At 72.8% G+C, this 12,555-nt stretch carries 9 protein-coding genes; 5 read left to right on the top strand and 4 right to left on the bottom strand.

Features of this window, described 5'->3' with window-relative positions; all coding sequences use genetic code 11:
• Positions 1–235: 235 nt before the first annotated feature.
• Entirely contained in the window at positions 236–547 is a 312-nt protein-coding gene (locus tag EV371_RS33270) for a peptidase inhibitor family I36 protein (protein ID WP_165436602.1), read from the top strand.
• Positions 548–704: 157 nt separating this feature from the next.
• Here EV371_RS33270 and EV371_RS04465 read toward each other — a convergent pair whose 3' ends face one another.
• Positions 705–1,019: a hypothetical protein gene (locus tag EV371_RS04465; protein WP_349338670.1), complete on the bottom strand. Its 315-nt coding sequence runs from the start codon at positions 1,017–1,019 to the stop codon at positions 705–707.
• Between the two features lie 369 nt (positions 1,020–1,388).
• On the opposite strand from EV371_RS04465, the gene EV371_RS04460 reads away from it, so the two are divergent.
• Positions 1,389–4,619 (top strand): winged helix-turn-helix domain-containing protein, encoded by a 3,231-nt coding sequence (locus EV371_RS04460; RefSeq protein WP_130460924.1) that lies wholly within the window; start codon positions 1,389–1,391, stop codon positions 4,617–4,619.
• A 12-nt stretch (positions 4,620–4,631) separates the two neighbouring features.
• Here the strand turns inward: EV371_RS04460 and EV371_RS04455 are convergent, their stop codons facing one another.
• Entirely contained in the window at positions 4,632–5,312 is a 681-nt protein-coding gene (locus tag EV371_RS04455; RefSeq protein WP_130460923.1) for a BON domain-containing protein, read from the bottom strand.
• Between the two features lie 238 nt (positions 5,313–5,550).
• Here EV371_RS04455 and EV371_RS33685 point away from each other — a divergent pair, with 238 nt between their 5' ends.
• Together EV371_RS33685 and EV371_RS04445 are read left to right on the top strand one after the other, a co-directional pair.
• Positions 5,551–7,788: a hypothetical protein gene (locus EV371_RS33685; RefSeq protein WP_207230403.1), complete on the top strand. Its 2,238-nt coding sequence runs from the start codon at positions 5,551–5,553 to the stop codon at positions 7,786–7,788.
• A 295-nt stretch (positions 7,789–8,083) separates the two neighbouring features.
• The gene (locus EV371_RS04445) at positions 8,084–10,825 is read left to right on the top strand and encodes a cellulose binding domain-containing protein (protein WP_130460922.1); all 2,742 of its coding nucleotides are present in this window, start codon (positions 8,084–8,086) and stop codon (positions 10,823–10,825) included.
• Positions 10,826–10,922: 97 nt separating this feature from the next.
• Here EV371_RS04445 and EV371_RS04440 read toward each other — a convergent pair whose 3' ends face one another.
• Both EV371_RS04440 and EV371_RS33265 read right to left on the bottom strand, forming a co-directional pair.
• Complete coding sequence (locus EV371_RS04440; RefSeq protein WP_130460921.1) at positions 10,923–11,345, bottom strand: hypothetical protein; 423 nt, start codon at positions 11,343–11,345, stop codon at positions 10,923–10,925.
• Positions 11,346–11,529: 184 nt separating this feature from the next.
• Positions 11,530–11,673 carry a hypothetical protein gene (locus tag EV371_RS33265; RefSeq protein ID WP_165436601.1) on the bottom strand — a complete coding sequence of 48 codons (144 nt, stop codon included), beginning with the start codon at positions 11,671–11,673 and terminating at the stop codon, positions 11,530–11,532.
• 498 nt (positions 11,674–12,171) lie between these two features.
• On the opposite strand from EV371_RS33265, the gene EV371_RS04435 reads away from it, so the two are divergent.
• Positions 12,172–12,543, top strand: a complete 372-nt coding sequence (locus tag EV371_RS04435) for an anti-sigma factor antagonist (protein ID WP_130460920.1) — start codon at positions 12,172–12,174, stop codon at positions 12,541–12,543.
• Positions 12,544–12,555 lie beyond the last annotated feature (12 nt).

The raw sequence follows: 12,555 nt of genomic DNA, 5'->3' as shown, positions 1-12,555 counted from the left end.
CGTCGCCGCTACCGGTCACGGCCTGGGTCTGAACGATCCGGCGACCGCTGGCAGCAAAGCGCCACAAGTGCTGGGCAACGCGGCGTCACCTGCGCCTTCCGCCATCGTTTCAGTGTGCGACGAAAAAGGGGGAAACACCGTGCACAAATCGCGTTCCAATAGCCGGAAAACTCTCCGAGTGCTGTTGTCTCTGACAACTGCAGCCATTATCGGTGCCGCGTACGCCGGACCGGCGGTGGCCGCACCGGCATCGGTCGACGCCTCGGTGACGAGCAGTGGGACCTGTGAGTTCCTCCGCGCACTGTGCCTGTTCGAGGGGACCTCCTACACCGGGGACCGGTTCACCGTTTCCGCGCTGGACCCGGCCGTCGGAGTCTGTGTCGACCTGGTCGAGCACGGCTGGGACGAGCGGGCCCACTCCTGGATCAACACGAACAGCCGGGCGGCCGAGCTCTACATGAACGACGACTGCATCGGGCGGCCGATTCTGCTCACTGGCAGCAACCCGTCCTTCAGCTTCCCGGCGAGGAGCGTTTTCGTCTACTGAACCTCCCCGGCTGGGGTGGAGCACCTCCTCCCGAGCCGGAGAGCGCGCCGGCGGGCGGCCGAGGAAAGGCCGCCCGCCGGGCCCACAACCGCCCCGCCCGCCCCTCAGCGCAGCCTTCCAACTCAGCCTTTCAGCTCACCCCCTCAGCTCAGCCCTCTCAGCGCAGCACCTCGCCGGTCTCGGCCAGCTGCTTCGCCTGGCGCAGCGCGGTGCGTACCGCCTCCCGGCGGTTCTCGCCGGTCAGCCGCGCCGACAGCCTGGCGAACAGGGACGACTCGTCCCTGCGGAGCACGGCGACGAGTTCCGTGCCGCGACCTCCGGGCGCCGGGCGCAGGGTCACCGTCACCCCGGGACCCAGGCTGGCCAGCGGCTCCGGGAGCCGCCCGTCGGGTGCCAGTTCGGCGGGTGGGCGGCCGACGGTGACCACGTACGGACGCGGGCCGGCGGCGGCCTGTCGCTCGGGTACGTCCATTGCCCCTCCTCCAGCCACGACCGCTCTCCGGCGTCGCCCGTGCGTCGGTGCCCGCTCGGAGGGTGGCGGCGGCCCGGTCCCGCGTGGGCGTGGCGGTGCGTTCCCGGCCGTCATCGTCCGGCGGTGACGGGTGAACCGGGTTCGTCCGCAAGGGGTGAACCGCGGCGGGCCGGGTATCCGCCTCAGGCCGTCGCGCTGACCGGCCGCCGACTTCGACGCGATCGCCCGGCTCTCGGTCCCGGTCGGCGTGCCCGGTCGCGGTGGCGCGGTTGGTCGCGGTGGCGGGCGCGCTCGGGCTCGGTCGCGGTGGCGCGGTTGGTCGCGGTCGGCGGCACTCGGTCGCCGTCGGCGGGCCGGAGGAGGTGGGGCTTGTTGGAACGGATCGAGGAACTGACCGGAACCGTTTCGTCGGTCGCCGGCGGGGCACCCCCCGGTCCAGGCGGCGGGGCGGGGCGTACCGGGGCGCCGCTGCTCACCGCGAAGCTGGCCGCCGCGCCGCGCTCCGGGGCGGTGCTGTTGCCCCGGCCCCGGCTGTTCGAACTTCTCGACCTCGGGACGGCCGGCCCGCTGACCCTGGTCTCGGCCTCGGCCGGCTGGGGCAAGACGGTGCTGCTCAGCTCCTGGTGCCGGGCCCGTAACGCGCCAGGCGGCCGGGTCGCGAGCGGCCCGGACCGGGGCCCGGTGGGCTGGCTCTCGCTGGAGCCGGGCGACGGTGGGGCACGGCTCTGGTCATACCTGTACGCCGCGCTGCGTCCGGCCGTCGACGGAGCGGAACCGGATACCGGGGGCGAACGGGGCGTCGGCGGCGAACCGGCCGTCGGCGGCGAACCGGATCCGGGGGGCGAACCGGATCCGGGGTACGGGCTGGAGTCCCTCGCCGAACAGTTGGCCCGGCGCAGCGGACCGGCGACCCTGATCCTGGACGATCTGCACCAGGTCGACGACCCCGAGGTCTCCAGCGGGCTGGAGTTCCTGCTCCGGCACACGGCGGGCCGGCTGCGGCTGGTGGTCGGCTGCCGTACCGATCCCGGGCTCGCCCTGCACCGCTGGCGGCTCAGCGGGGAGCTGACCGAGATCCGCGCCGCCGACCTGGCCTTCCGTCCCGACGAGGTCGCCGATCTGTTCTCCGCGTACGGGGAGCCGCTGCCGCCGGAGCAGATCCGCCGGCTGGTGAGCCACACCGAGGGCTGGCCCGCCGGTCTGCGGTTCGCCGCGCTCGCCCTGCCGGGCCACCCCGACCCGGCACGGTTCGTGGAAGAGTTCACCGGGGAACATCCGGACGTCGGTGACTATCTGAGCCAGGAACTGCTCGCCGGCCTGTCCGGGGACGCCCGGGAGGCGCTCTGCCGGGCGGCACTGGTCGAGGGCTTCTCCGCCGAGCTGCTGGACACGCTGACCGGGCGCACCGACGCGGGCCGGACACTGTCCGAACTTGACGGTCTCGGCGGGTTCGTGATCCCGCTCGGCGGTCGGCCGGCCGGCTACCGGTGCCATCCGATGCTCGGTGAGCTGCTCCGGTCCGAGCTGGCCCGCCGGCCGGCCGAGCAGGTGGCCGAGCTGCACCGCCGGGCCGCCACCTGGTTCGCCGCGAAGGACCTGCCGGCCGAGGCGCTCCGGCACGCGCTCGCCGCCCAGGACTGGCCGTACGCGATCGGGGTGCTGCTTGGACACTGGCCGGACCTCCTCCCCTACGGCCAGTACGCCCCGACCCGGCCGGCGCCGCCCGGACCGTCCCCCGAGGCGCTCCGCGCCGCCCCCGAACTCGGCCTGGCCTGTGCCGCGAATCGGCTGGACGGGCGCGAGCCGACCGCCGCCACCGGCTACCTCGCGTTGGCCACCGAGCACGGTGACCGGCTCGATGCCGTCCGCCGGTACCGGATCCGGCGGATCGCGGCGGCGCTGCGGCTCGCCGCCGCCCAGGCGGCCGGAGACGACCCGGCGGTACGCGCCGGGGTCGCCGACCTCCTTCGCCCGGATCCGCCCGACCCGGACGGCACGGCCGAGGGGGTGACCGTCGACCTGATCACGATGCTGGACCCCGACCCGGGCCGGAGGCGGGACGTCGACGGCGGTTCGGGCGCGGGCGTCGACGTCGACGCCTACCCGGACGCCGACCGGATCGATCTGGCCCAGCTCACCCGGCCCGAACCCGACCGTCCCGGCCATCCCGACCTGTCCGGCCCGGCCTGGCCCGGCCACCTCAGCGGTTCCGGCGGGGCTGACTTGGCCGGTGCGGCGGTCTGGGCCGGCCCGTTCGACGCCGGTCTCGGCGAGCCGCCCCAACCGGGGCGGCTCGGTCTCGGCCTGGCCGACGGCGGGGATTCCGTCCGGGACGGTCTCGGCCTGGCGGACGGCAGAGATTTTGTCCGGGACCACCTCGGCCTGGCGGACGGCGGAGGCGTTGTCCGCGACGACCTTGCCCTGCGGGCCAGAACGGTGGCTCGGATGGTGCCAGCGATGCTCCGGTTCGGAACGGGCGAGCTAACCGCCGCCGAGCCGGAGATCGCCGACGGACTCGCCGAGGCGACCCGGGCGGAACTGCCCCGGGCCCGCCGGCTCTGCCTGGGCCGGCTCGCGCTTGCCCGGGCGATCCGGGGCGAGCTGACCAGCGCTGACGAGGCAGCCCGCGCGGCACTCGGCACGGCACCCTTCGACGGGCTGGTCCGGCCGGCCGACGGCGTACACGGCCACCTCGCGCAGGCGCTCGTCGCGCTGCACCGGGACCGGCCGGACGACGCGGACGCCAGTCTGGCGCTCGGTGTCCGGGCCGCCGACCACGTCGACGAACCACTCGTGCACGGGCTGGTCGGCGTGGTCGGGGCTCGGCTGCTGCGCGACCGGGGCGACCTGACCGGTGCGCACCAGATGCTGGCGGGCAGCCGTCGCCGGCTCGGCGACCGGGCGACGGAGCAGCCACTGGCGCACTGGCTGCTCGCCGCCGAGGCGGAGCTGTGGATCGACCGGGGCGACGTCGAGCCGGCTCGGGAGATGCTCACCCCGGTCCTGGAAGGGGCAGCGGGGCCGGCCGGACCGGTGGCGGTGGCCCTGTCCCGGGCCCACCTGCGGGCGGGGGATCCGCAGGCCGCCCTGCGTACGCTGCCGGACTGGGCGGCGCCGTCCGGTACCGGTGCGCCACTTCCGCTGCGGTTGGCCGCCGGACTGCTCGACGCGGGCGCGGCACGGCTGACCGGCGACCACCGCCGTGCCGCCCGGGTCCTGGAGGGTGTGCTGCGGTTGGCCGAACCGGAGGGCTTCCGGCAGGTCTTCACCCGGGCCGATCCACCGGTACGGGACCTGCTCGCCGCCCACCTCGACTCGGGCACCGCGTACTGGCCGATGGTGAACGAGCTGCTCGACGTCGCCGACGGGACGGCCGACCCGGCGACTGCGGGGGCGCCGCCGCTGGCGGAACCCCTGACCGAACGCGAGCTGACGGTGCTCCGGTACCTCCAGAGCATCCTGTCCAACGTGGAGATCGCCGCCGAGCTCTCCCTCTCGGTCAACACCGTCAAGACACACGTCCGGAACATCTACCGCAAACTCGACGCCACCCGGCGGCGGGACGCCGTACGCCGGGCCCGGGACCTCAACCTGATCTGACTGCTCGCCGCCTCACAGCCGTACGGTGATGTGGTTGTCGACGTTCGTGACGCCCGGCGCCGACCACGCGACCCGTTCGGCCTCGTCGCGTTCGAGCCACGACCGGACGTTGCCGGTCAGTACCACCGAGTCGCCGCCCTCGATCCGGATGTCGATCCCGGCCGCGTCGGTCTCCACGCTGCGTACCAGCGCGCTGTGGATCCGTTCGGAGATCTCGGCCAGCTCCGGTCGCTCCCGCGGGTCGACCGAGATTCCGTTGGTGAGGCCGCGGACTCCGGCGAGCCGGCGTACGGCCTGCTCGGTGGCGCGTCGCTGGTACTCCCACTCCACCTCGCCGCGCAACACCACCCAGCCGTTGGAGACGGTCACGTCGATCCTCGCGGTGGGTACGAAGGCGTCCCAGTCCAGGGCCCGGGTCACCGCCGCCGCGATGTCGGGATCGGGTCGGCGGGCCGAGGACGGCAGGCGTACCTCAAGATCGTTCGCGACCGCCCGGACCCACTGCACCCGGTGCGCGGCCCGTTCCGCCGCCCACTTCTTGGCGTAGTTGTCCACCCAGCCGCGCAGCGTCACCACGCCCGCCTGCACCGTGACACCGATATCGTTCGGCTGGACCCGGGGCTCCCAGGCCAACTCCGCCAGGATGTCGCGCTGGATCTCATCGTCGCTTCGGCTCGTCGCCCGGCTGGCCATGTTCGCTCCTCCGACGGTCGGGTGCGGCGGTCCGGTGACCGGTAGGCTCCGCCCGCGGTCGCGTCCGCGCTTCGACTCTGGCCCGCTGCCGGGTGAGCGACCCTCACCCGGCGAGGGTGAGCCGGAGTCGGGGCGTGACAGCCCCGGTGCAGATCAGGGATCATCGATGCCGATGTGCCTTGGGGCAGACGCCGGTGTGGTGCGGGGCAGGTTCCCGGACCGGAAGGAATTAGGCAGCATGACGATCGAGCGGCAGACGATTCCGGCCGGACCGGAGGATCGGATCGGCGGCGGACCCGGCGAGCAGCCCGGCGACGGATCCGAGAACCGAGCCGACCACGGACCCGGCGAGCGGCCAGCTCCCTTCCTGGTGCGGCTGGCCAGGCACGAGTGGACGTTGGCCGTGCTCGGCGGGCTGCTGCTGGCCGTGGTGCTGACCTGGCCGACCCTGCGCGACATCACCAGCACGATTCCGCAGGACATCGGTGACCCGACCCTGCAGGCGTGGCAGATCGCCTGGGGCGGTCACGCGATACTGCACGACCCCACCCAGTTGTGGCACTCCAACACCTTCTACCCGGAGCCGTACACCTACGCCTACTCCGACACCCTGCTCGGCTACGCCCCGGCGGGCATGCTCGGCGAGGGTCCGGTGGCCGGCGTGGTCCGGTACAACATCCTCTACGTACTGGTGCACGCGCTCGCCTTCGTCGGGGCGTACGCGCTGGCCCGGCAACTCGGCGCGGGCCGGATCGGTGCCGCGGCGGCCGGGGTCGCCTTCGGGTACGCCCCCTGGAAGCTGGCCCAGGCCGGGCACCTGCACGTGCTCTCCATCGGCGGCATCGCGCTGGCCCTGGCAATGCTGGCCCGGGGGCACGGCTGGTCGCTGCGGCACGGCTATCGGCCGGACCGGCGTCGCCCCGGCTGGGCCCTCGCCGGCTGGCTGGTGGCGGCCTGGCAGATGACCCTCGGCTTCGGCATCGGGTTGCCGTTCGGCTACGTGCTGGCGCTGGTCTGCCTGGCCGCCGCCGCCGGTTACGCCTGGTCGTGGTGGCGGCGGCGGTCCCGCCCGCCGTTCGGTCGCCGGCTGCTCCTGGCCGACCTGGCCGGCGGGGCGGTGTTCAGCGTGGTCACCATCCTCATGGCGCTGCCCTACCTGGAGGTGGTGGCCCGGCACCCCGCCGGCCGGCGGACGCTGGCCCACGTGCAGATGTTCTCGCCGCCGTGGCGGGGTTTCCTGACCGCGCCGCCGGAGAACTGGCTCTGGGGCGAGCGGCACGCCGCCGCCCGGGCGAGTCTCAGCTTTGCCGGGGAGATGACCCTGCTGCCCGGGGTCGTGCTGATCGGGCTGGCCTTCGCCGGGCTGTTCTACTCGGTCTGGCGACCGCGGCACCGGGCGATGCTCGCGGCCGGCGTACTGGTCAGCGTGGGGCTGGCCAGCGGCACCACGCTCGGCGGCGACGGCAACCCCGGGTACGCGACCCTGGTGCTGCACGCACCTGGCTTCGACGCGATCCGGACCTCCGGTCGGCTGGTGCTCTGGACGACCCTGTTGCTCGGCATCCTGGCCGCCGGTGCGCTGACCGCGCTGACCCGTCTCGCCACGGAGCCGTCCGCCGACCGGTCACCGGAAGTCGCCGATCCCATGTCGCCGGCCGCCGACCCCGCCGATCCCGCCGATCCCATGTCGGCGGGCGCCGACCCCGCTGACCCCGCCGACCCCGTGTCGCCGGCCGCCGACCCCGGCGGGCCAGTCGCCGAGCCGGCTCCGCCGGCCATCGATCCCGCCCCGCCGGCCATCGATCCCGCCCCGCCGGCCATCGATCCCGCCCCGCCGGCCATCGATCCCGCTCCGGTGGCCATCGATCCCGCCCCGCCAGCGGCCGATCCCGCTCTGCCGGCCGTCGACGCCGTCGGACCGCGAGCGGGGGAGCGGTCCGGGGTTCCGGTACCGGTGCTGCGGGCGGCCGCCTACCAGTCGCCGCCGGGCGTCGAGGAGCCGGAGCGGAGGGCGCGCGGACGGCGTGCCGTCGGGGTTCCGAAGGCGCTGTTCCGGCTGGTCGCGTTGATCCCGCTCGCGCTGATCGTCGTCGAGGGGGTCAACACCACCCCGCACGCCCCGGTGATCCCGCAGCCGGCCGCGTTGCGCGGGGCCGAGGGCCCGTTGCTGGTACTGCCGAGTAGCGGCACCCTGGAGTTCAGCGTGATGCTCTGGTCCACCGACGGCTTCCCGAAGATCGTGAACGGACTGGCCGCCTTCACCCCCGACTCGCAGGCGCAGACACTCGGCATAACGGCGGGCTTCCCCGACCGGTTCAGCGTCGACCACCTGCGGCAGATCGGCGTCCGTACCGTCGTCGTGCTGCCGGAGTACCTGGCCGGGACGCCGTGGCAGGACGTGCTGAACCGGCCGGTGGACGGGCTCGGCATCACCCGCGAGGAGGTCTCCGGCTCGGTGGTGTTCCGGCTCGGCTGAGCCGGTTCGACCGGCGGGTTAGTTTAGGTCTCCAACTATTGACAGCGTGTACAGCGGTGTGTGAACGTCTGCACGACGCCGTTCCGGGAGCCAGGACCGACGCCACGGGAGCAGGGGCAGCTCCCGGCTCGACTTCTTCCGTCCATGCGCGCGCGACCGGCGGGATCCGCACCGGTGGCCGGCCGCTTCCCGGCGTCCACCTCGACGACGCTCGCCGCGCCGACGGTTCGTCCGCGCCCGGCGTGCCAACCCCCGGCCGTCGGCCAGCGCACGCTCTTCGAACAGGGAGCCGTACATGCGTAGAAGTCTCGCCCACCTGCTCGCGGCCGTCCTGGCCGCCGGCTCGGTGGCCGTGGTGGCCCAGGTCGCCGTCAGCCCGTCCGCGGCACCGGCCTCGGCCGCGGCGGCAGAGCCGTACTCCTGGCGGAACGTCCGGATCGACGGCGGTGGCTTCGTGCCCGGGATCGTCTTCAACCCGAGCGAGCGAAACCTGATCTATGCCCGTACCGACATCGGCGGCGCCTACCGGTGGGAGCAGTCCAGCCAGAGCTGGACCCCGCTGCTGGACTGGGTCGGCTGGGACCGCTGGGGCTGGAACGGCGTGCTCAGCATCGCCACCGACCCGGTGCAGACCAACCGGGTCTACGCGGCGGTGGGGATGTACACCAACGACTGGGACCCGAACAACGGCGCGATCCTGCGCTCCACGGACAAGGGCGACACCTGGCAGGCGTACGAGTTGCCGTTCAAGGTGGGCGGCAACATGCCGGGCCGGGGCCAGGGCGAGCGGCTCGCCGTCGACCCGAACCGGAACAGCATCGTCTACTACGGCGCGGAGGGCGGCAACGGGCTCTGGCGCAGCACCGACCACGGCGCCACCTGGGCCAAGGTCGGCAACTTCCCGAACCCCGGCAACTACGCCCAGGACCCGTTCGACCCGAACAACTACCTCAACGGCAACCAGGGTGTCACCTGGGTCAGCTTCGACAAGTCGACCGGCACCGCCGGCAACGCCACCCAGACCATCTACGTCGGGGTCGCGGACAAGGCCAATCCGGTCTACCGGAGCACCAACGGCGGTACGAGCTGGGAGCGGATCGCCGGGCAGCCGACCGGTTACCTGGCCCACAAGGGTGTCGTCGACCCGGTCGGTGGCTTCCTCTACATCGCCACCAGCGACACCGGCGGCCCGTACGACGGCGGCAAGGGCGACGTCTGGAAGTTCAACCGCGCCACCGGGGCGTGGACGCAGATCAGCCCGGTCCCGTCCAGCAGCGCCGACGCGTACTACGGCTACAGCGGGCTGACCATCGACCGGCAGGACCCGGACACCATCATGGTGGCGACGCAGATCTCCTGGTGGCCGGACGCGATCTTCTTCCGGAGTACCGACGGCGGTGCCACCTGGAGCCGGATCTGGGACTTCACCTCGTACCCGAACCGTTCCAAGCGCTACACCATGGACATCAGTTCGGTGCCGTGGCTGACCTTCGGCGCCAACCCGTCCCCGCCGGAGGAGACCCCGAAGCTCGGCTGGATGAACGAGTCCGTGGAGATCGACCCGTTCGACGGCAACCGCCTGATGTACGGCACCGGCGCCACCATCTACGGCACCACCAACCTGCGCAACTGGGACAGCGGCGGCACGGTCGCCATCCGGCCGATGGTCCGCGGCCTGGAGGAGACCGCGGTCCTGGACCTGGTCAGCCCGCCGTCGGGCGCCCCGTTGGTCAGCGGCCTCGGTGACGTCGGCGGCTTCCGGCACACCAGCCTGGACGCGGTACCGGCGACGATGTTCACCCAGCCGGTCTTCACCAGCACCACCAGCCTGGACTTCGCCGAGCTGAACCCGGGCGTCATGGTCCGGGCCGGCAACTTCACCGACGCCGACCGCCCGAACGACAGCCACGTCGCCTTCTCCACCGACGGCGGGGCGAACTGGTTCCAGGCGCAGGAGCCGGGCGGGATCAACAGCGGCGGCACGGTCGCGGCCGCCGCCGACGGCAGCCGGTTCGTCTGGTCGCCCGGCGACGCCGGGCAACAGGTGGTCTACTCCGTCGGGTACGGCAACTCGTGGAGCCAGTCCGGTGGCATCCCGGCGAACGCGACCGTCGAGGCCGACCGGGTCAACCCGAACAGGTTCTACGGCTACTCTGCCGGCCGGTTCTACCTGAGCACCAACGGCGGGCAGAGCTTCACCGCCACCGCCGCGACCGGGCTGCCGAGCAGCGGGGCGAAGTTCAAGGCGGTGGCCGGGGCCGAGGGGCACATCTGGCTGGCCGGCGACACCGGGATCTTCCGGTCCACCGACTCCGGGGCGAGCTTCACCAAGCTGTCGAACGTGAGCAGCGCGGTCAACGTCGGCTTCGGCCGGGCGGCACCCGGACAGACGTACCCGGCCGTCTTCGCGGTCGCCACCGTCGACGGCGTGCCCGGGGTGTACCGGTCGGACAACGCCGGCGGCAGCTGGGTGCGGATCAACGACGACCAGCACCAGTACGGCAACATGGGCGAGGCGCTGACCGGCGACCCGAGGGTCTACGGCCGGGTCTACCTCGGCACCAACGGCCGTGGCATCCAGGTCGCGGACCGGGTCGGCGGCCCCACCAGCCCGCCGACGGCGACCCCGACGCCCCGCCCGCCGACGGCCACCCCGACCACCCGCCCGCCGACGGGCAACCCGACCACCCGTCCGCCGACGGGCAATCCGACCAGCACGGCACCGCCGAGTGGGGCCTGTACCGCCGCCTACCGGGTGACCGGTTCGTGGCAGGGCGGCTTCCAGGCCGAGGTGACCGTCCGGAACACCGGCACGTCGGCGATGACCGGCTGGACGGTGAGCTGGACCTTCGGTAACGGGCAGACGATCAGCCAGATCTGGGGTGGTGCGCATACCCAGACCGGTTCGTCGGTTTCGGTGCGGAACGTGTCGTACAACGGCAACCTGGCGCCGGACGCCTCCACCACGTTCGGCTTCCTCGGCAGCTGGACCGGTGCGAACGCCGTACCGGCGCCGGTGAGCTGCGCGCGGAGCTGACCCGGGATCGGGGCCGGCACGGCCGGGGCCCGGCGCGGTTCCGCGCCGGGCCCCGGTGTCCGCGGACCCGTCCGACCGGCCGGACGGTCCGGCGGGATCAGGTGGTGTCGACCCGGACCGGTCGGTTGGCCCGGTCGACGTCCACGAACTCCACCGCGTCTCCGGCGGCGGGCAGTTCCCGGTCCGCCCGGGCCAGCGCGGCGCGGGAGGCCGCGGAGGCGGCCCAGGCCACGGCGGCGCCGACCAGACCGGCCCCGATCAGCCACCCCCAGGGCAGCCCCGGGCGGCGCCCGGCGAGCGCGTCGTACGCCCGACCGGCCCGCACCCGGGCCTCGTCGGTCACGGCTCCGACCCGGTCGCCGGCGTGGCTGGTGAGGTGGGAGCCGGTTCGCCGCGCCGAGCGGGCCGTGTACTTCACCGAGTCGCCGGCCGAGTTGACCGCGGTGGTCAGGTAATCCCACGCCTGGTCGGCGATCCGCTCGGGCTTGCTCTGATGTTTCAGCAGGTTCTTTCCGAGCATGTGCTACCTCCTCGGTTGCCGAACGAAGCGGCCACTTCGGACAGAGGCGTCTGTTCGGCGCGGTTGCGGGTTGCTACTGGAGGAGGTGCCCAGGTGTCTTCCCTGGCAAACCCGCGATCACGTCCTCCCGGATGGTGCAACCGAGACTCACCCTGAGGGTTCAGCCGAGACCCACCCTGAGGGTTCAGCCGAGCACGACGACCGACGCACGCCGGGCGAAATCGTCGTCGTCATCGTCGTCGTCATCGCCCCCGCCGCCGAACCCGCAGGCGAGTACCAGGGCCAGCAGCGCGCCGACCCCGGCCAATCCGATCAGCTTCCTCAGCATCAGACGTCCTCTCCCGAGCCCCGGTCGCCGCCCGCGACGGACGGGTCACCAAGTGAACCCTTCCAACCTCCCCTTGCGCTCCGTCCTGCGCAAGGTCGGACCGGGTGCGTAGGGCAGCGACCTCTCGCCCCGGCACGGCCCGCATCGGCCCTCGATGCCTGTACCAGCGTTCCCGGCGGCCGCGCCGGTGGTCCGCTGTCGCATAGGCGACAGGAATTCGGGTACCCGGCGCGGCGGGTCGGGCGAGGTGCGACACAGGACACCGGTGGCCTGCGCGGGCCTGCGGGACGGCTACGCTGAGGGTGTGGCAGCGAAGGTGTGGAAGCGGATGGCGCAGGAAAATTTAGCGTAGTTTGCCCCGTTACCGGGTAGGTTTGTCGGCTCGTTGAATAGATTGCCCGTCCGGAAGGGTGGCGATCGGGGCCGTGAGAGGAATACTCTCGGTCGCGGCCCGCGTACTGATTAGGCGCCCGGACATGGGCGAGTGGAGGTGCTCGCGTGAGCCTGTCGATCGTCAAGTCGGTCTTGCCTGGTGGAGTTGTGGAGATCGCCCCTCGCGGAGAAATCGACGTCGATACGGCGTACGAGGTCCGAGAGGCGATCGCCGGGGTTCTGACCAAGGGGCGACCGTCCAGGATCGAGCTCAACATGCGACTGGTCAGCTTCATCGACTCCGTCGGAATCAGCGCCATGGTCGCCGGCTTCCAGACCGCGGAGGTCAGCGGCGTCAAGCTCGTGGTCACCGAACCGAGCCGGTTCGTCCACCGGCAGCTCTGGGTCACCGGACTCCTCGGCCTGTTCGGTGCGCCGGAGCCCTACTTCGCGGGCGCATCAGCCGCCGCTGAGGAGGTCAGGGTCCCCGGCGCCTGATCGTCGTCCCCC

Source organism: Plantactinospora sp. CNZ321 (assembly GCF_004217235.1).
This window is presented reverse-complemented; position numbering and strand designations above follow the sequence as displayed.